Source organism: Streptomyces sp. NBC_00385 (assembly GCF_035917155.1).
Classification (GTDB): domain Bacteria; phylum Actinomycetota; class Actinomycetes; order Streptomycetales; family Streptomycetaceae; genus Streptomyces; species Streptomyces poriferorum.
On sequence record NZ_CP107951.1, the window covers coordinates 3657551 to 3679619 of the forward strand.

Sequence of the window (22069 nt, forward strand, 5' to 3'; positions counted from 1 at the left end):
ACGATGTCCGACTCCCGCATGGTCCACCGTTCGGTAACAGCCGCTCAGGCAGAGATGTGGATGGCGCAGCAGCTCGACCCCGGCAGCGCGCAGTACAACATCGGTGCCTACCTCGACATCGACGGCCCGGTCGATGTCGCGGTCTTCCGGCTCGCCGTGGCCCGAGCCGTCGCGGAGACGGAGGCCCTGCGCGTCCGGTTCACCGAGGACGCGCAGGGCGTGCACCAGGTCGTCGACCCCGACCATGACGCACCCGTGCTGTTCGTCGACGCCACGGACCGGTCCGACCCGCGCGCCCACGCCGTGGCCGAGATGCGCGCGGACCTCGCCGTCCCCGTCGACCTGACCACGGGCCCCGTGTTCGCCCACACCCTCTTCAAGGTCGCCGACGAGCAGTACCTCTTCTACCTCCGCTGCCACCACATCTCCCTCGACGGCTTCGGGCAGGCCCTGTACTGGCGCCGCCTCGCGGAGCTCTACACCGCCCTGGCCGCGGGACGGGAACCCCTCCCCCGCGACTTCGGCACCCTCGCGGAACTGCTCGCGGAAGACACCGGCTACCGCGCGTCCCAGGCCCACACCCGTGACCGCGCCCACTGGCTCGGCAGCCTCGCCGGGGCCCCCACGACCACCGGCCCGGCCGGCCGCACCGCCGCCCCGTCACCGCACGGACTGCGCCGCACCGTACGGCTCACCGACGCCGAGGCCGCCCGCCTCGCCGGGGCCGCCGACGCCTCCCGCGCCCGGTGGTCCTCCCTGGTCGTCGCCGCGGTCGCCGCCTACGTCCACGGGCTGTCCGGGGACCGGGACCTCGTCCTCGCCATGCCGTTCACCGGCCGCCTCACCCCCACGTCCCTGTCCACCCCCGGCATGCTCGCCAACGAGTTGCCGGTACGCCTGCGGACCGACGGCACCGACGGGCTCGCCGCACTCGCCGCACACGCCACGCAGCAGATCGGCCTGGCGCTCCGCCACCAGCGCTACCGCGGCGAGGAACTGACGCGTGAACTCGGCGACGAGGCGCCGCGCGGCGACGTCCTGGTCAACGTCATCGGCTACGACCTCGACCCGGACTTCGGCGGACACCCCGCTCGCGCCCACCAGCTGTCCATACCGCCGGTCGCCGGCCTCGCCGTCAACGTCTCCGGCGCACCCGGCAGCACCGGTGGCGTGCGTATCTCCTTCGACGCCAACCCCGGCGTCTACGACGAGGACGAACTCGCCGCGCACCTGGCCCGGTTCGTCGCCTTCCTCGACCGGGCCGTCCGCGATCCGCAGCGCCCGCTCGACGAGATCGGTCTGCTTGATGATGCCGAGCGTGAGCGTCTTCTTGTGGGGGCTGAGGGGCCTGGGCTCCGTGGTGGTGGTGTGTCGTTGGGTGAGTTGTTCGGTGTGCAGGTGGAGCGGTTGCCGGGTGCGGTGGCGTTGGAGTGGGGTCGGCGTCGTTGGACGTATGGCGAGTTGGGTGCGTGGTCGGACCGGGTGGCCGGTCGGCTGAGGGCGTCGGGGGTGGGTCCGGAGTCGCCGGTGGTGCTGTTGCTTCCGCGGAGTGCGGGGGTGGTGGCGGCTTCGCTGGGTGTGGTGAAGGCCGGTGGGGTGTACGTGCCGGTGCATGAGTCCGCTCCGTGGGAGCGGGTCGCGGGGGTGGTGGCCCGGACGGGTGCGCGGGTGGTGATCACTGATCGGGCCGGGGTGGAAGCCGCGGAACGGCTGGGAGTCACGGTCCTGGTCGTGGACGACACCGGCTACGACACCGGCGACGACACCGGCGTCGACACCGGTGGCATGCCCGCGGAGGGCAACGGTGCCGGTGCCGGTGCTGGTGCCGGTGCGGGTGCTGGTGTTGGTGCCGGTGCCGGTGCTGGTGCGGGTGCTGGTGCTGGTGCTGGTGTTGGTGTTGGGTTGCCGGTCGTGTTGCCGGGTCAGTTGGCGTATGTGATGTACACGTCGGGTTCTACGGGGGTGCCCAAGGGGGTCGCGGTCACGCATGAGGACGTGGCCGGGCTCGCGGCGGCGTCGTGTTTCGCCGGGGGCGGGCGGGAGTCGATGCTGCTGCACTCCCCGCACGCTTTCGACGCCTCCACCTACGAGATGTGGGTGCCGTTACTCAACGGCGGGCGTGTCGTGATCGCTCCGCCGGGTGACGTCGGTGCCGCCGTCCTTGCGCGGATGGTCGCCGAGCACCGGGTCAGCGGGGTCTGGCTGACCGCGGGCCTGTTCCAGCTCGTCGCCGAGGAGGACCCCGCCGCACTGGCCGGGGTCCGTGAGGTGTGGGCCGGCGGCGACGTGGTGCCCGCCCACGCGGTACGCCGCGTGCTCGCCGCCGCGCCGGGCATCCAGGTCGTCAACGGCTACGGTCCCACCGAGACCACCACCTTCGCCCTCCACCACCGGCTCACCGCCCCCGGACAGGTCCCCGACAGTGTGCCGGTGGGCCGCCCGCTGGACGGCATGGCCTGCTACGTCCTCGACTCCCGGCTCCGTCTCGCCCCGCAGGGAACCCCCGGCGAGCTCTACATCGCCGGGACGGGTCTGGCCCGCGGATACCTCGACCGCCCCGACCTCACCGCCGAACGCTTCATCGCCAACCCCCACGGCCCGGCCGGCTCCCGCCTCTACCGCACCGGAGACCTCGCCCGCCGGAGCGCGGACGGCACCCTCACCTTCCTGGGACGCACCGACCAGCAGGTCAAACTCCGCGGCTTCCGCATCGAGCCCGCCGAGATCGAAGCCGCCCTCACCGGCTTCGACGGGGTCGACCAGGCCGTCGTCATCGTCCGCGACGAACGACTCCTCGCCTACACCCTCGGCGACACCCCCGACACCGACGCCCTGCGCGAGCACCTGGCCACCACCCTGCCCACCTACATGATCCCGTCCGCGTTCACCCACCTCGACACCCTCCCGCTGACAGCCAACGGCAAACTCGACCGCACCAGCCTCCCCACCCCCGCCCACACCACCTCCACCGGCCGCGCCCCCCGCACCCCCCAAGAAGAAATCCTCTGCACCCTCTTCGCCGACGTCCTCAACCTCCCCTCCATCACCCTCGACGACAACTTCTTCGACCTGGGCGGCCACTCCCTGACCGCCACCCGCCTCACCTCCCGCATCCGCACCACCCTCAACGCCGAACTCTCCGTCCGCCAACTCTTCGAAACACCAACCGTCGCCGCCCTCGCCCCCGTCCTCCACACCGTCAGCCACCCGCCGCACACCCCGCTCACCCCCACCCCGCGTTCCTCCCGCACACCCCTCTCCCACGCGCAGCGCCGCCTCTGGTTCCTGCACCGGTTCGAGGGGCCGAGCGCCACCTACAACATCCCGATCGTGCTGCGGCTGAAGGGCGCTCTGCACCGGGACGCCCTGGAGGCCGCGCTCGGTGATGTGGTCGACCGGCACGAGTCGCTGCGTACCGTCTTCGCCGACGACGTCGACGGCGCACACCAGATCGTGCTGGAGGCCCCCCATGTCACGCTGGGCGTCGCGGCCGACGAGGAAGAGCTGCGCGGGGCGGCGCTGTACGCCTTCGACCTGGCGGCCGAGATCCCGGTACGGGCGACCGTGTGCGAGGTCGCCGAGAACGAGCACCTCCTGCTGATTCTGCTGCACCACATCGCGGCCGACGAGTGGTCGCTCGCACCGCTGGCCCGCGACCTGACGGAGGCGTACACCGCTCGTCATCAGGGTGCGGCGCCGGACTGGGAGCCGCTGCCGGTGCAGTACGCCGACTACACCCTCTGGCAGCGTGGGGTGACCGGCTCCGAGGACGACCCGGACAGCCGACTGTCCGCACAACTCGCTTACTGGCGCGAGGCGCTGGCCGGTATCCCGCAAGAGCTGGAACTCCCCCTGGACCGGACACGACCGGCCACCGCCTCCTACCGGGGCGGCTTGTTGGAGTTCACGGTGCCGGACGAGACCCTTGAGGGCCTGGCCCGGGTGGCGCGCGAGAACGGCGTGAGCGAGTTCATGGTGCTCCAGGCCGCGCTGGCCGTGCTCCTCAGCCGGCTCGGCGCGGGCACCGACATCCCCATCGGCACGCCCATCGCAGGCCGCACGGACGACGCCGTCGAGGACCTCGTCGGCTACTTCCTCAACACCCTCGTCCTCCGCACCGACCTCTCCGGCGACCCCACCTTCGGCGAGCTCCTCGCCCGTGTCCGGCACACCGACCTGGCCGCCTACAGCAACCAGGACGTCCCCTTCGAGCGGCTCGTCGACGCGCTGAGCCCGGAACGGTCGGTGGCGCGGCATCCGCTGTTCCAGGTGATGCTGACAACGACGCGGCAGTCCAGCGCGTTCGACGCGTTCGACCGGCTGCCGGGGCTCTCGGTCCAGACCGAGGCGTTCCACACCGGCACGTCGAAGTTCGACCTGCTGTTCAGCTTCGGGGGTGCCACGGGCTCGCTCGAGTTCAGTGCGGATCTGTTTGATGAGGGGTCCGCGGAGTTGTTGTGTGCGCGGTTCGTGCGGGTGCTGGAGGCGGTGACCGCGGATCCGGGGACCCGGATCGGTCAGGTACCTGTGCTCGACGCGGTCGAGCGGCAGCGGGTGTTGGGGGAGTGGAACGACACCGGCCGTGATCTGGGGGACAGCGATGTCGTGGGGTTGTTCGAGGCCCGGGCGGCCGCGACTCCGGATGCTGTCGCGGTGGCCTTCGCCGACACCCGTCTCACCTATGCCCAGCTGGCCGGGCGGGTCGACCGTCTGGCGGGTGCCCTGCTGGAGCGGGGTGCGGGGCCGGAGCGGTTCGTGGCGGTGGCCCTGCCCCGCTCGGCCGACCTGGTCGTGGCACTGCTGGCCGTCCTGAAGACCGGCAGTGCCTATCTGCCCATCGATCTGGACTATCCGGCCGACCGCATCCAGCACATGCTCGACGCCACCCGCCCCGTCCTGACCCTCGACCCGCCACTCCTGGCCGAACTCCACACCCACCAGCCCGATGCCCGCACCGTTCCGCTCCAGCCGGTGCGTGGGGACAGTGCCGCCTACGTCCTGTTCACGTCCGGCTCCACAGGACGTCCCAAGGGTGTGGTCATCTCCCGGGCCAGCCTCACCAACCTCCTGACCGACATGCACACCCGTATCCCCCTCACCCCGGAGGACCGGCTGCTCGCGGTGACCACGATCGGGTTCGACATCGCGGGACTGGAACTCTTCGCACCCCTGACCTGCGGAGCCACCCTCCACCTCGCCGGATCCGACCTCACCCACGACCCCGCCCGACTGCACGCCACAATCACCGAACACGCCATCACCGTCGTCCAGGCCACCCCCAGCCTCTGGCGCACCCTCACCCCCACCGGCGGCGCGGACAGTGCGCAGAGTCTGCGTGGTGTCCGTGTCCTGATCGGTGGCGAAGCCCTCCCCCCGGACCTGGCCACCCAGCTCGCGTCCGTCACCGGCCGGCCCCTGCTCAATGTCTACGGGCCGACGGAGACGACGATCTGGTCGACCACCGCCTCCATCACCGCCCACACCCCTATCACCATCGGGCAGCCCCTGAGCAACACCCAGATCTACGTCCTGGACTCCCGCCTCCAGCCCGTCCCGCCCGGCACCACCGGCGAGCTCTACATCGCCGGTCACGGCTTGGCCCGGGGCTACCTCGACCGCCCCGACCTCACCGCGGAACGCTTCACCGCCAACCCCCACGGCCCGGCCGGCTCCCGTCTCTACCGCACCGGAGACCTCGCCCGCTGGACCCACGACGGCCACCTCCACTACCTCGGCCGCGCCGACCACCAGATCAAACTCCGCGGCTTCCGCATCGAACTCGGCGAAATCGAAACCGTCCTGGGCACCCACGACTCCGTCAGCCAATGCGCCGTCATCGTCCGCGAAGACCAGCCCGGCGACAAACGCCTCGTCGCCTACACCACCGGCGACACCCCCCACACCCCGGACAGTGCCACCCTGCGCACCCACCTCGCCCACACCCTCCCCGACTACATGCTCCCCACCACCTACATCACCCTCGACGCCCTCCCCCTCACCCCCAACGGCAAACTCGACCGCAACGCACTCCCCGCCCCGCACTACACCCCCACACCCCAAGGCCGCGCCCCCCGCACCCCACAAGAAGAAACCCTCTGCCGCCTCTTCGCAGACACCCTCCGCCTCGACCACGTCACCATCGACGACGACTTCTTCACCCTCGGCGGCGACAGCATCCGCTCCCTCCAACTCATCACCCAAGCCCGCACCACCGGACTCACCCTCACCGTCCGCGACATCTTCGACCACAAAACCGTCGCCGCCCTCGCCCAGATCCACACCGAAACAGACACCGGTGCGGCGGGTCCGGCCGACGGGGCCGAGCTGGCGCCGCTGCCCGCCGCAGAGCTCGAAGCGCTGCTCGCGGGCGACGGAGACGTCGCCGACGTGCTGCCGCTTTCGCCCTTGCAGGAGGGCCTGCTCTTCCACCACATCTACGACGAGCAGGCGCCCGACGTCTACACGACCCAGGTGACCCTGGACCTCGAAGGCCCGCTGGACGCCGCGCTGTTGCGGGCTGCCGCGCAGACCCTGGCCGACCGGCACACGAGTCTGCGTGCGGGTTTCCGGCACGAGGGGCTCAGCCGGCCCGTCCAGGTGATCCCGCACACCGTCTCCGTACCGTGGAGCGAGAGCGACCTCTCCGGGCTCGGCGAGGCCAAGCGTGCGGCAGCCGCCGCGGCTGCCGCGGAGCGGGACCGGACACGGCGGTTCGACCTCGCGGCGCCGCCGCTGCTGCGGTTCTCGCTGCTCCGGCTCGGCACGGACCGGCACCAACTGCTTCTGACGGCACATCACATCCTGCTCGACGGCTGGTCGATCCCGGTCGTCGTGCAGGAGCTGCTGTCCGCGTACGCGGGCACCGAACTGCCCGCCGTACGCCAGTACCGGGACCACCTGGAGTGGCTGGCCGTCCAGGACGACGCGGCGGCGCACGAGGCGTGGGGCGAGGCGCTCGCCGAGGTCACCGCGCCGACGCTGGTCGCTCCGGAGGACAGCGCCGCCGTGAGCGCGGCCCCGGAACGGCTGGACATCGAGCTGCCCGCGGCGCTGTCGCGGGATCTGGCGGACGGCGCACGGGCTCACGGGCTCACCCTCAACACGGTGGTGCAGGGCGCCTGGGCGGTGCTGCTCGCCCGGCTGACCGGCGCGCAGGACGTCACCTTCGGGGTGACCGTGTCGGGCAGGCCGCCGGAGCTCGACGGTGTCGAGCGCATGGTGGGGCTGTTCATCAACACGCTGCCGCTTCCGGTGACGCTGCGGCCCGCGGAGTCGCTGGTCCGGTTTCTCGCCCGGGTGCAGGGCCGGCAGGCCGCACTTCTTGCGCACCACCACGTCGGCCTCGCCGACCTCCAGCGCATCGCGGGTGTGGAGAAGCTCTTCGACACCGCGCTGGTCTTCGAGAACTTCCCGCTGGACCGCTCCGCCATCGACGCGGTGGCACACAGCGCCGGCCTGCGGGTTCTGTCCGCCGAGGGCCGCGACGGCACCCACTACCCGCTGAGCCTGATCGCGCTGCCCGGAGAGGACCGGATGCGCTTCCGGCTCGACTACCGGCCCGACCTGTTCACCGCCGGTCAGGCCGCGGCGCTCGCCGACCGCTTCCTCGCCGCCCTGGAGGCGGTGGCCCGGACGCCTGACCGCCCGCTGGGGCAGCTCGACCTGCTCTCCGACGGGGAGCGGCAGCGGAGTCTCGGTGCCCGGAACGACACGGCGCGCGAGGTGCCGGACACGACTCTCGTCGAACTCCTCCACACCCAGGCCGACCTGAGCCCGGACCGGCCCGCTGTCATGTTCGAGGGGACGACTCTGTCCTACGCACAGCTCGACGCACGGGCCAACCGCCTCGCGCACCGGCTGATCGAGGACGGCGCGGGCCCTGAGCGTTTCGTCGCCGTCGCCCTGCCCCGTTCCGAGGACCTGGTCGTGGCGCTCCTCGCGGTGCTCAAGACCGGTGCGGCGTACGTCCCCGTGGACCCGGACTATCCGGCCGACCGGATCGCGTATCTGCTGGGCGACTCGCGGCCCGCGATGCTCATCACCTCCGAGGCGCTCGCGCCGCGCCTGCCCTCGTCCGGGGCGCCGCTGCTGCTCCTGGACGCCGAGGACACGGCGCGGGCGCTCGCGGACCTCCCGGACAGCCGCCCGCGCGGGCGGGTTCCACGGCCCGCCGGCCCGGCGTACATGATCTACACGTCGGGTTCGACCGGCCGCCCCAAGGGCGTGGTCGTGTCGCACGAGGCGATCGTCAACCGGCTGCTGTGGATGCAGGACCAGTACGGGCTCGACGCGGGCGACCGGGTGCTGCAGAAGACGCCGTCCGGCTTCGACGTGTCGGTCTGGGAGTTCTTCTGGCCGCTCATGACCGGCTCCGTCCTCGTGGTGGCCAAGCCCGAGGGGCACCGCGACCCGGAGTACCTGGCCGAGTTGATCCGAACGCGACGGATCACCACGGTGCACTTCGTGCCGTCGATGCTGCGCGCCTTCGTGGAGTCCGGCGCGGCCGAACGCTGCGGCGGGCTGCGCCGCGTCATCTGCAGCGGCGAGGCGCTCCCCGCCGATCTCGTCGAGCGTTTCCATTCGCTGCTCGACGCGGAGCTGCACAACCTGTACGGCCCCACCGAGGCCGCCGTCGACGTCAGCCACTGGGCCTGCGCGCCCGGGCGTGGAACCACGGTCGTGCCCATCGGCCACCCGGTCTGGAACACCCGGCTGTACGTCCTCGACGGCAACCTGCTCCCGGTGCCCGACGGCACCCCGGGCGAGCTGTACCTGGCCGGGGCCCAGCTGGCCCGCGGCTACTTCGACCGGCCCGGGCTCACCGCCGGACGGTTCGTCGCCGACCCGTTCGCGACGGCGCCCGGCGCACGCATGTACCGCAGCGGCGACCTGGCCCGCCGGCGCGACGACGGAGCCTTGGAGTACCTGGGCCGCACCGACGACCAGGTGAAGCTGCGCGGCCAGCGGATCGAGCTGGGCGAGATCGAGGCCGTGCTCGCCGGGCACCCCTCCGTCGCCCACGGATCCGTCGTGGTGCGCGAGGACACGCCGGGTGCCCAGCGCCTGGTCGCCTACGTCGTGCCGGCGCCCGAAGCGCCCGCCGCCGACGCCGAAGCGCTGCGCGCCCACATGGGGCGGAGCCTGCCCGAGTACATGGTGCCGTCCGCCGTGGTCGTGCTGGACACGCTGCCGCTGACGCCCAACGGCAAGCTCGACCGCAAGGCCCTGCCCGCGCCCGGACCCGCCGAGGACCGGGCCGCGGGCCGGGAGCCGGGCACCACCCAGGAACGTCTGCTGTGCGAGCTGTTCGCCGAACTCCTCGGTGTCGAGCGGGTCTTCGCGGACTCCGGCTTCTTCGCCCTCGGCGGCGACAGCATCCTGTCCATTCAGCTGGTGAGCCGGGCCCGCCGCTCCGGCCTCGTCCTGTCGCCGCGTGACGTCTTCGAGCGGCAGACCCCTGAGGCGCTCGCGGAGGCGGCGGTGAGCGCCGCCGGTACGGCGGGATCCGTCGGGGAGCCCGTCTCCGGATCGGGGGCCGTGCCGGTGACGCCGATCGCCGCCTGGCTCTCCGAGCGGGGCTCCGCCCCCGGATTCGCGCAGTCGATGGCGGTGTCCGTGCCCGCCGCCCTGACCCGCGAGTCACTGGTCGCCGCCGTGCAGGCGCTCATCGACCACCACGACGTCCTGCGGCTGCGGCTGCTGCCCGGCCAGGAGTGGTCGTTCGAGATCGCCGAGGCCGGCGCCGTGGCCGCCGGGCCGTGCGTGACCCGGGTCTCCGCGGCCGGGCTCGACGCGGACTCCTTCGACGCGCTGGTACGGGAGCGGGCCGGCCGGGCCCGCGGGGAGCTGGCGCCCGCCGCCGGTGCCGTCCTGCGCGCCGTGTGGTTCGACCGCGGCCCCGACGAGCCGGGCCTGCTGATGCTCGTGGCCCACCACCTGGTCGTCGACGGAGTGTCCTGGCGCGTGCTGCTGCCCGACCTCGCGCAGGCCTGGCAGGAAGTCGACGCGGGCGGAACTCCGGCCCTCGACCCGGTCGGCACCCCCTTCCGGCAGTGGGCCCAGCTGCTCCACGAAGCCGCCGTCACCCCCGCCGTCGTCGACGAACTCCCCTGGTGGGAGGCGGCGTTCGAGCAGCCGGACGCGCTCCTCGGCGACCGTCCTCTCGACGCCGCCCGCGACACCTACGGCACCGCGGGCCGGCTCACACCCCGGATCGCGGACGACGTCACCCGCGCCCTGCTCACGGAGGTCGCGCCGACCTTCCGGGCCGGCGTCGACGAGATCCTGCTGACCGCGCTCGCACTCGCCGTCGACGCCTGGCGCGGCGGCTCCCGCGACGGCGGCACCGGCCTCCTCGTCGACATCGAGGGCCACGGCAGGCACGACGACGCGATCCCCGGCACGGACCTGTCCCGGACCGTCGGCTGGTTCACCACCCAGTACCCCGCGCGGCTCGCTCCGGGTTCCGGCCGCGACAGTGGCGCCGCGCTCAAGCGCGTCAAGGAACAGCTCCGCGCCGTGCCGGGCCACGGCCTCGGCTACGGGCTGCTGCGCCACCTCAACCCCCGTACCAGGGACGCGGTAGCGGCGCTCGGGCGCCCGCAGATCGGCTTCAACTACCTGGGCCGCGTCGCCGTCGGCGCACCGGCGGGGACCGGGCCGGACCACGCCGACTGGTCGATCATCGCCGACCTCGCGAACGCGGCCGGCGCCGCCGACGCCGAGCTCCCGCTCGCGCACGCCCTCGACCTGGACGTGGCCGTCGTCGACGGTGCCGCGGGGCCGGAGCTCAACGCCGCGTTCACCTGGGCCGCCGAGCTGCTCCCCGAGGCCGAGGTCCACCGCATCGCCCAGCTGTGGACCGCCGCCCTCGCCGGTCTCGTAGCCGCCGCCGGACAGCCGGACGCGGGCGGTTTCACGCCGTGCGACCTTTCGCTGGTCTCGCTGGGCCAGAGCGACATCGACACCCTGGCCGAGCGCGTACCCGACCTCACCGACGTCCTGCCGCCGACCTCGCTCCAGGAGGGTCTGCTCTTCCACCACGTCCTCGACGAGGACGGGCCGGACGTCTACACGGCCCAGCTGGCCGTGGACCTCGCCGGGCCGCTCGACGCCGACCGCCTGCGCGCGGCCGCACAAGCCGTCCTCGACCGTCACCCCCACCTCAGGGCCGGATTCCACCACGCGGGCATCTCCCGGCCGGTCGCCGCCGTCCACGCCACGGCAGCCGTGCGCTGGCAGACGGTCGACCTCTCGGCTCTCGACGACGCCGAACAGGACCGGCGCAGCACCGCGCTGGCCGAGTCCGACCGTGCGGAACGCTTCGACCTGACGGCGCCGCCCCTGCTGCGTCTGGCCCTGGCCCGGCTCGCCGAAGGCCACCACCGGCTGATCGTGACGAGCCATCACCTCGTCCTCGACGGGTGGTCGATGCCGCTCGTGCTGCGCGAGCTGCTGACGCTGTACGCCGCCGGGACGCCGCTGCCGCGCCCGCGCCCCTACCGCGACTACCTGTCCTGGCTCGCCCGGCAGGACCGCGCGGCCGCGCGCGCCGCCTGGTCCGCGCACCTCGAAGGCCTGACCGAGCCGACGCTGGCCGCCCCGGCCGGCCACGCCGAGGCGGCCGTGGTGCCGCACCGGGTGACCTTCGGCCTCACCGGCGCCGGCACCGCGGAGCTGACCAGGCGACTGCGGGCGCACGGTCTCACCCTCAACACCGCCGTCCAGGCCGCCTGGGCGCTGGTCGTCGGAGGGTTCACCGGCCGCGAGGACGTCGTCTTCGGCGTCACCGTCTCCGGGCGCCCCGCCGAACTCGCCGGCGTACAGGACATGGTGGGTCTCTTCATCAACACCGTGCCCGCACGCGTCCGCCTCAGCCCGCGGGAGCAGCTCATCCACCTCCTGGGACGCGTCCAGCGCGCCCAGGCGGAGCTCCTGGAACACCAGCACCTCGGCCTCGCCGACATCCAGCAGCGCGCCGGACTCGGTGAGCTCTTCGACACCTCCATGGTCTTCGAGAACTATCCCGTCGACACGGCGGGCCTCGGCGGCTTCGCGGCGAGCGGCGGCCTCACCGTCACGGCTGTGGACGGCCACGACGCGACCCACTACGCCCTCGGTCTCGTCGTCCAGACCGGAACCGGCCTGGACTTCCGCCTGGACTACCGGCCCGGCGTCTGCACGGCCGACGAGGCCCGGGCCCTGGGTGAACGCCTGCTGCGCGTCCTCGACCTCGTGGTGCGCGCCCCCGAGACACCGATCGGGCGCCTCGACCTGCTCGGGGACGCCGAGCGGCGGTTCCTCGCCGACGTCAACCGCACCGCGCGCACCCTGCCGGCCGGCACCGCCGTCGAGCAGTTCCGGGAGGTGGCCGCCCGCACCCCGGACGCCACGGCCCTCGCTTTCGGTGCCCGGACGATGTCGTACGCCGAACTCGACGCGGCGTCGGACCGCCTCGCCCACCGGCTCGTCGCGCGGGGCGCCGGGCCCGGGCGCTACGTCGCCGTCGCGCTGCCGCGCTCGGCCGACCTGGTGACCGCGCTCCTGGCCGTACAGAAGGCGGGCACGGCCTACGTGCCGGTCGATCCCGCCTACCCGGCGGAACGCATCGCGTTCGTCCTCGCCGACACCCGCCCCGTACTCCTGGTGACGGACTCCGCGACAGCCGGCTCGCTCCCCGCACCGTGCCCGCCGCTGCTGCTGCTCGACGCCGACGGTGTCCCCGGCCCGTCCGTCGGGGAAGCGGAGCCGGCGGGCGCCCTGCCCGTCGTCGTCCCCGACAGCGCCGCGTACGTCATCCACACCTCGGGCTCCACCGGCGTGCCCAAGGGCGTCGTCGTCTCGCACCGGGGCATCCCGAACCTGGCGTACGCCCAGATCGAGTCGTTCGCCATCGACGCGTCGAGCCGGCTGCTCCAGTTCGCCTCCGTCAGCTTCGACGCCGCCGTGTCGGAGCTGTGGACCGCCCTGCTCGCCGGGGCCTGCCTGGTCCTCGAACCCGCCGACGCGCTGTTGCCGGGCGAACCGCTGGCCGCGACCCTCACCAGGCAGCGGATCACCCATGTGACCCTGCCGCCCGCCGTCCTGCCCCAGCTCTCCCCCGACGTCCTGCCCGCGGGCGCGACGCTCGTCGTCGCGGGTGAGGCCTGCCCGCCCGCCCTGGTGGAGACCTGGTCGCGCGGGCACCGGATGATCAACGCCTACGGCCCGACCGAGACCACGGTGTGCGCCACGGCCGGCGAGCCCCTGTCCGGTTTCGTCACGCCCCCCATGGGCCGACCACTCCCCAACACCCGCGTCCACGTCCTGGACGGCGCGTTGCGCCCGGTCCCCCTGGGCGTCGCGGGTGAGCTGTACGTGGCCGGTGACGGCCTGGCCCGCGGCTACCTCAACCGCCCCGGACTCACCGCCGAACGGTTCGTGGCCAGCCCCTTCGGCGGGGCGGGGGAACGGATGTACCGCACCGGCGACATCGTGCGCTGGAGCTCCCAGGACCGCCTGGAGTACCTCGGCCGCGCCGACGACCAGGTCAAACTCCGCGGCTTCCGCATCGAACTCGGCGAGATCGAGACCGTCCTGGGCGCGCACGACTCCGTCGGCCAGTGCGCGGTCATCGTCCGCGAGGACCAGCCCGGCGACAAACGCCTCACGGCCTACGTCGTGCCCGCCGCGCCGGTCGGCCCCGCGGCCCTGCGCGCGGCCGCCGCCGCCCGGCTGCCCGACTACATGGTGCCGTCCGCGTTCGTCGTGCTCGACGCACTGCCGCTGACCGCCAGCGGAAAGGTCGACCGCAAGGCTCTGCCCGCACCCGACTACAGCTCGTCGGACGGGGCGCGCGGACCCCGCACGCCCCGCGAGGAGATCCTGTGCGGGATCTTCGCCGGCATCCTCGGCGCCGCTCGCGTGGGCATCGACGACAGCTTCTTCGACCTGGGCGGCCATTCGCTGCTCGCGACGCGGCTCGTCAGCCGGATCCGTGCCGTGCTGGGGGTGGAGCTCTCGGTGCGGCAGCTCTTCGACGCGCCGACGGTCGCCGGGCTCTCAGCGGTCCTCGACGGCGACGGCGTCGGCATCGCGCGTGCGGGCCTCGTCGCAGGCCCGCGCCCGGAGCGACTGCCGCTGTCCTTCGCCCAGCAGCGCCTGTGGTTCCTGCACCAGTTCGAGGGCGCCAACCCGGTCTACAACATGCCCATGGCCGTGCGGCTCACCGGCATCCTGGACCGGGACGCCCTGGAGCAGGCGCTCGCCGACGTCGTGGGCCGCCACGAAGCTCTCCGTACCGTCTTCCGGGAGGACGAACACGGAGCCCACCAGGTCGTCCTGGCCGGCGCGCGACCGGACCTCGTCCTCAGCACCGGCCCGGGAACGCCGGCCGACCGGATGGCCGCCGCGGTCGCGGAAGGCTTCGACCTCACCGGCGGGCTCCCCCTGCGCGCCGTACTCGTCGAAACGGCTCCCGACGATCACGTTCTGTTGCTGGTGGTTCATCACATCGCCGCTGACGGCGCCTCGTTGGAGGTGTTCGCGGGTGATCTGACGGTGGCGTACGGGACACGCTGTGCGGGCGAGGCCCCGGACTGGGAGCCGCTGCCGGTGCAGTACGCGGACTACACCCTGTGGCAACGCGAGGTGCTGGGTTCGGAAACCGACCCGGACAGCGCCGCAGCACGCCAGCTGGCCCACTGGGTCACCGCCCTGGCCGACCTCCCCGCCGAGCTGGCACTGCCGGTGGACCGGCCACGCGGCGCGACACCCTCGTACCAGGGCGGGGCCGTGACCTTCGACGTGCCCGCCGCCCTGCACACCGACATGACAGCACTCGCACGCGAGTGCGGCGCCAGCGTGTTCATGATCGTGCAGGCCGCACTGGCCGTACTCCTGTCACGACTGGGCGCAGGCAACGACATCCCCGTCGGCACACCCATAGCAGGACGCACCGACGAAGAACTGGAAGACCTCGTCGGCTTCTTCGTCAACACCCTGGTGCTCCGCACAGACGTATCGGGCGACCCGACCTTCCGCGAACTCCTCAACCGCGTCAGGGAATCGGACCTCGCCGCCTACGACAACCAGGACATCCCCTTCGAACGCCTCGTCGACGCCCTCAACCCACCCCGCTCCACCGCACGCCACCCCCTCTTCCAGGTCATGCTCGCCGCCGACGACTCCGTACGCGACGGCGTGCTCGGCCACTTCGCGGGACTGCCCGGTCTGACCGCCACCGCTGAGAGCAGCGGTGGCGCCACCTCGAAGTTCGACCTCGTCTTCAACATCTCCGAGCGCCGCACCGCCGACGGCGGACCGCACGGCATCGAAGGCGCCCTCGAATACAGCAAGGACCTGTTCGACGCCGACACGGCCGCGTCGATCGCCACACGGTTGGTGTGTGTGCTTGAGGGGCTGCTGGCCGTTCCGGATCGGCCGGTCGGTCAGATCGACGTGCTGACCGGGGACGAGCGGGCACGGCTGCTGGCACCGCCGACTCCGGCCGGTAGGCCCGGGCCCGTCCTGCCCGAACTGTTCCAGGCACAGGCCGCACGCACCCCGGACGCCACCGCCGTGGTCTTCGAGAGCGAACACACCACCTACGCCGACCTCAACGCCCGCGCCAACCAGCTCGCCCGGCTCCTGACCGAACGCGGCGCGGGCCCCGACCAGCTCATCGCGGTCGCCCTGCCCCGCTCCACCGAACTCGTCATCGCGCTCCTCGCCGTGATCAAAGCCGGCGCCGCCTACCTCCCCATCGACCCCGACTACCCCGCCGACCGCATCTCCTTCATGCTCACCGACGCCGACCCCCTCCTCCTGATCACCCACACCGGCCTCGCCGGCCAACTCCCCGGCAACACCCCCGCCCTGGCCCTCGACACCCCCGAAACCGCCCGCCTGCTCGCCACCATCGACGACAGCGACCTCAGCCTCACGGCCCTGATGCCGCAGCACGCGGCGTATGTCATCTACACCTCGGGATCCACCGGCACCCCCAAGGGCGCCGTCATCCCGCACCACAACGTCACCCGCCTCTTCGACGCCACCCGCCCCTGGTTCCACTTCGACAACCACGACGTGTGGACCCTCTTCCACTCCTACGCCTTCGACTTCTCCGTATGGGAACTGTGGGGCCCCCTCCTGCACGGCGGCCGCCTCGTCGTCGTCCCCCACACCACCAGCCGCTCACCCGCCGACTTCCTCCGCCTCCTGGCCGACCAGGGCGTCACCGTCCTCAACCAGACACCCTCCGCCTTCTACCAACTCATCCAGGCGGACGCCGCAGACCCCCACACCAGCCACCGCCTGACCCTGCGCACCATCGTCTTCGGCGGCGAAGCACTCGACCCCGGGCGCCTCACCGACTGGTACACACGCCACCACAACGAACACGCACCCCAACTCATCAACATGTACGGCATCACCGAAACCACCGTCCACGTCACCCACCAACCCCTCAGCCCCACCACCGCCACCACCCAGCCCGGCAGCATCATCGGCGAACCCATCCCCGACCTCGGCCTCTACGTCCTGGACGACGCCCTGCGCCCCGTCCCCCCAGGCACCGCCGGCGAGCTCTACGTCACCGGCGACGGCCTCGCCCGCGGCTACCTCAACCGCCCCGACCTCACCGCCACCCGCTTCGTCGCCGACCCCCACAGCCGCACCCCCGGCCAACGCATGTACCGCACCGGCGACCTCGCCCGCTGGACACCCCAACACCGCCTGGAATACCTCGGCCGCACCGACCACCAGATCAAACTGCGCGGCTTCCGCATCGAACTCGGCGAAATCGAGACCGCACTCGCCACCCACCCGGCCATCGCCCAGGCCACCGTCATCGTCCGCGAGGACCAGCCCGGCGACCAGCGCCTCACCGCCTACATCACCGGCGACACCCCGGACCCCGCCACCCTGCGCACCCACCTCACCCAGACCCTCCCCGACTACATGATCCCCAGCACCTACATCACCCTGGACACCCTCCCGCTCACCCCCAACGGCAAACTCGACCACAAAGCACTCCCCGCCCCCGACCACACCCCCACCACCAACGGCCGCCACCCCCGCACCCCCCAAGAAGAGATCCTCTGCACCCTCTTCGCACACACCCTCAACATCCCCGCCATCACCCTCGACGACAACTTCTTCGAACTCGGCGGCCACTCCCTCACCGCCACCCGCCTCGTCAGCCGCATCCGTGCCGTGCTGGGGGTGGAGTTCTCGGTGCGGCAGCTCTTCGACGCGCCGACGGTCGCCGGGCTCTCAGCGGTCCTCGACGGCGACGGCGTCGGCATCGCGCGTGCGGGCCTCGTCGCAGGCCCGCGCCCGGAACGGCTACCGCTGTCCCACCCTCAGCAGCGCCTGTGGGTGCTGCACCAGCTCGAGGGGCCGAGCGCCACCTACAACATCCCCCTCGGCCTGCGCCTCACGGGCACCGTGGACCAGGAGGCACTGGAGGACGCGCTCGCCGACGTCGTGCGGCGCCACGAGTCCCTGCGCACCGTCTTCGCGGAGGACGACGAGGGCGGCCACCAGGTGGTCCTGAAGGACGCGCGGCCCGCCCTGCATCTCCTCCGGGGCCCCGTCGACGCGGAACAGCTCCGCGAGACCGCACGGCACGCCTTCGACCTGGCGGCCGAGCCCCCGCTCCGCGCCACACTCGCCGAACTCCCCGACGGCGATCACGTTCTGTTGCTGGTGGTTCATCACATCGCCGCTGACGGCGCCTCGTTGGAGGTGTTCGCGGGTGATCTGACGGTGGCGTACGGGGCACGCTGTGCGGGCGAGGCCCCGGACTGGGAGCCGCTGCCGGTGCAGTACGCGGACTACACCCTGTGGCAACGCGAGGTGCTGGGTTCGGAAACCGACCCGGACAGCGCCGCAGCACGCCAGCTGGCCCACTGGGTCACCGCCCTGGCCGACCTCCCCGCCGAGCTGGCACTGCCGGTGGACCGGCCACGCGGCGCGACACCCTCGTACCAGGGCGGGGCCGTGACCTTCGACGTGCCCGCCGCCCTGCACACCGACATGACAGCACTCGCACGCGAGTGCGGCGCCAGCGTGTTCATGATCGTGCAGGCCGCACTGGCCGTACTCCTGTCACGACTGGGAGCGGGCAACGACATCCCCGTCGGCACACCCATAGCAGGACGCACCGACGAAGAACTGGAAGACCTCGTCGGCTTCTTCGTCAACACCCTGGTGCTCCGCACGGACGTATCGGGCGACCCGACCTTCCGCGAACTCCTCAACCGCGTCAGGGAATCGGACCTCGCCGCCTACGACAACCAGGACATCTCCTTCGAACGCCTCGTCGACGCCCTCAACCCACCCCGCTCCACCGCACGCCACCCCCTCTTCCAGGTCATGCTGACCGTCGAGAACGAGGACGGTCAGGCCTCCCTGGAACGGCTGCGGGAACTGCCCGGCCTCGCCGCGCGCCCCTACCCGGTGGAGACCGGGGTGGCCAAGTTCGACCTGACCTTCGGCCTCGCCGGCCGCAAGGGCCGCATCGAGTACAGCCAGGACCTGTTCGACGCCGGCACGGCCGACACCCTCGCGGCACGCTTCCTTCGGGTGCTCGAAGCCGTCGTGGGCCGGCCCGACCGCCCGGTCGGCGGCATCGACGTGCTCGACACCGCTGAGCGGGAGCGCGTCCTCGGCCTCTGGTCGGGCGCGACCACCGGGCCGGCACCGGTCGAAGGACCGGTACACGAGCACTTCGCCCGGCAGGCGGCCCGCACCCCCGACGCCGTGGCGCTGCGGGCCGGGGACGAACTGCTGACCTACGCCGCCCTCGACGCCCGCGCGAACGCCCTGGCGCACCGCCTCAGGGCCGCGGGGGTCGGGGCCGAGTCGCCCGTGCTGCTGGTGATGGAGCGTTCGGCCGACCTCGTCGTGGCGACGCTGGCCGTCCTGAAGGCCGGCGGGATGTACGTCCCCGTGCACGCCGCCCACCCGGACTCCCGGGTCAGGGAGGTCGCGGCGGAGAGCGGCGCCGTGGCCGTCCTCACCGACGAGGCCATGGCCGACAGGGCCGCGGCCGCGGGCCCGCCGGTCCTCGTCGTCACCGGCGACGACACCGCCGCCGTACCGCCCGCCGGCCCGGCCGTGTCCGCCGACCGGCTGGCGTACGTGATGTACACCTCCGGCTCGACCGGCGTCCCCAAGGGCGTCGCCGTCACCCACCGCGACGTCCTCGAACTGGCCCGGGACCACAGGTTCGCGAGTGCCGCGCACGAGCGGGTGCTCCTGCACTCGCCGCACGCGTTCGACGCCGCCACCTACGAGCTGTGGGCGCCCCTCCTCTCGGGCGGCCAGGTCGTCGTCGCGCCCGCCGGCGACCTCACGCCCGCGGTGCTTGCGGAGACCGTCGCGCACCAGCGGGTCACGGCGCTGTGGCTGACCGCGGGGCTCTTCCGGCTCATCGCCGACGAGGCGCCCGAGGCGCTGCGCGGCGTGCGCGAGGTGTGGACCGGGGGCGACGTCGTGCCGGCCCACGCGGTACGCCGCGTCTTCGAGGCCTGCCCCGGCCTGACCGTCGTGGACGGCTACGGGCCGACCGAGACCACGACGTTCGCCACCAGCCACCGGATCGAGGCGGACCTCCCCGTCCCGGACCGGATCCCGATCGGCCGTCCCCTGGACGGCACCCGCGTCCGGATCCTCGACGCCGGACTCGGCCCCGTGCCCACCGGCGCCCCGGGCGAGCTGTACATCGCCGGAGCGGGTCTCGCCCGCGGTTACTGGAGGCGTCCGGGGCTGACGGCGGAGCGGTTCGTCGCCGACCCCTACGGCCCGCCCGGAGCCCGCATGTACCGCACCGGCGACCTCGCCCGCTGGCGGTCCGACGGAACCGTCGAGTACCTCGGCCGCGCCGACGACCAGGTGAAGCTGCGCGGCTTCCGTATCGAACCGGGCGAGATCGAGGCCGCCCTCGCCGCGCTCCCCGCGGTGGGTGAGGCCACCGTCGTCCTGCGCGAGGACCGGCCCGGCGAGAAGCGCCTGGTCGGCTACGCGGTGCCCGCGGCGGGCTCGGCGCCCGTGCCCGAGGAACTCCGTGCCGAGCTGGCCGAGCGGCTGCCCGCCTATATGGTGCCGTCCGCGCTGATCGTCCTGGACACGCTGCCGCTGACCCCCAACGGGAAGGTGGACCGCCGGGCCCTGCCCGCACCCCGGTCGGGGCCCGCCGCGGCCGGCCGCGAGCCGCGCAACCGGCGCGAGCAGGTGCTGTGCGACCTGTTCGCCGAGGTGCTCGGCGTCGAACGGGTCGACATCGACGCGGCCTTCTTCGACCTGGGCGGCGACAGCATCCAGTCGATCCAGCTGGTCTCCCGCGCCCGCAAGGCGGGCCTCGTCCTGACGACGAGGGACGTGTTCGAGCGCCGCACGGTCGCCCGGCTCGCCGAGATCGCGGAGGGCGGGACCACCGTCCTGGCCGACACCCCCGAGACCGCGCTCGGCGAGTTCCCGCTCACCCCGGTCATGGCGTGGATGCGCGAACGCGGCGGCCCCGTGGACGGCTTCGCCCAGTCCATGGCCCTGCACGTACCGGCAGGCCTCGACCGGGGCCGGCTCACCGCGACCCTGCAGGGCCTGCTCGACCACCACGACGCGCTGCGCCTGCGGCTCGACGTGGACCCCTCCGGCGCCTGGACACCCGTCATCCAGGCGCCCGGCGCGGTGGACGCCGGGGCCTGCCTGTCCCGGGTGGACGTCTCGGAGCTCGACGAGGAGTCCGCGCGGGCCGTCGCACGCGAGGAGGCCGACGCCGCCCGGCGGTGGCTGGCCGCCGCCGACGGTGCCGTGTTCCGGGCTGTCTGGATGGACCGCGGGCCGCGGGTGCCGGGCTGGCTGCTGCTCGTCGTCCATCACCTGGCGGTGGACGGCGTGTCCTGGCGGATCCTCGTACCCGACCTGGCACAGGCCTGGGACCAGGTACGGCAGGGCCGCGGGGTGCGGCTCGACCCGGTCCTGACGTCCCTGCGGGGCTGGGCGCGAAAGCTCTCCGACCACGCGGCGACCGCGGAACACGAGGACGAGCTCCCGCTGTGGGAGGACATGCTGACCGCGGCCGCGGACGAGCGGCCGCTCGGCTCCCGTCCCCTCGACCCGGCCCGCGATCAGCACGCCACCGCGGGGCACCTCAGCCTGCGGCTGCCGCACGCCATCACGAAGGACCTGCTGACCACCGTGCCCACGGTGACCCGGGCGGCCGTCGACGAAGTGCTGCTGTCCGCCTTCGGCCTCGCGGTGGCGGCATGGCAGCGCGAGACCGGGCGCACCGGCGGCGCACCGCTGGTGACCGTCGAGGGGCACGGCCGGCAGCAGGATCTGCTGCCCGGTGTCGACCTCTCCCGCACGGTGGGCTGGTTCACCAGCCTGCACCCGTTGCGCCTGGACCTCGGCGACGCCGACGTCACCGAGGCCCTGGCGGGCGGCGCGGCCGCCGGGCAGGTCCTGCGCCGGACGAAGGAGCGGCTGCGGGCGGTGCGGAACGGCGGCATCGGCTACGGCCTGCTGCGGTACCTCAACCCGCGGACCTGGAAGCGCCTCGCGGACGTCCCGGCACCCCAGCTCGGGTTCAACTACCTGGGCCGCTTCAGCACGGCCGAGCCGGGCCGGGACGCGCAGTGGGGCGTGGTGGCCGAACTCGCTGGAGCCGGCGGCGGTTACGACCCGCGTACCCCGCTCGCGCACGCCGTCGAAGTGAACGCGCTCACGCAGGACGGGCCCGCGGGATCCGAACTCATCGCCAACTGGACCTGGGCACCCGGTCTTCTGACGGAGCAGCAGGTGACGGATCTGGCCGAGCGATGGTTCGACGCGCTGCGTGCCCTCGTCACGCACGCGCAGCAGCCCGACGCCATGGACCTCACGCCGTTCGACGTGGCGCTCGACTCCATCAGCCAGAGCGAGATCGACGCGTTCGAGGAGGAGTTCCAGGACGAGTGGGACGACTGACCGCGGCCGACTCTGCCGAAAGTCATAGAGCCGCTCTGTCGAACGGCCGATGACCCGACAGGGGGAGATTCCATAGCGTCTCCCCCATGACGAGAGACCTGAGGATGTGGCGACG

1 protein-coding gene is annotated in these 22069 nt (G+C 72.8%); it reads left to right on the top strand.

All coding sequences use genetic code 11. From position 1 onward, the window contains the following. Window positions 1-3 precede the first annotated feature (3 nt). Window positions 4-21954: a non-ribosomal peptide synthetase gene (locus tag OG959_RS16075; RefSeq protein WP_326659031.1), complete on the top strand. Its 21951-nt coding sequence runs from the start codon at window positions 4-6 to the stop codon at window positions 21952-21954. The last annotated feature ends 115 nt before the right edge of the window (window positions 21955-22069 follow it).

What these genes read in the sequence shown, in the direction of transcription:
- OG959_RS16075 (WP_326659031.1), top strand. Translation starts at nt 4, where the DNA reads ATGTCCGACTCCCGCATGGTCCACCGTTCGGTAACAGCCGCTCAGGCA.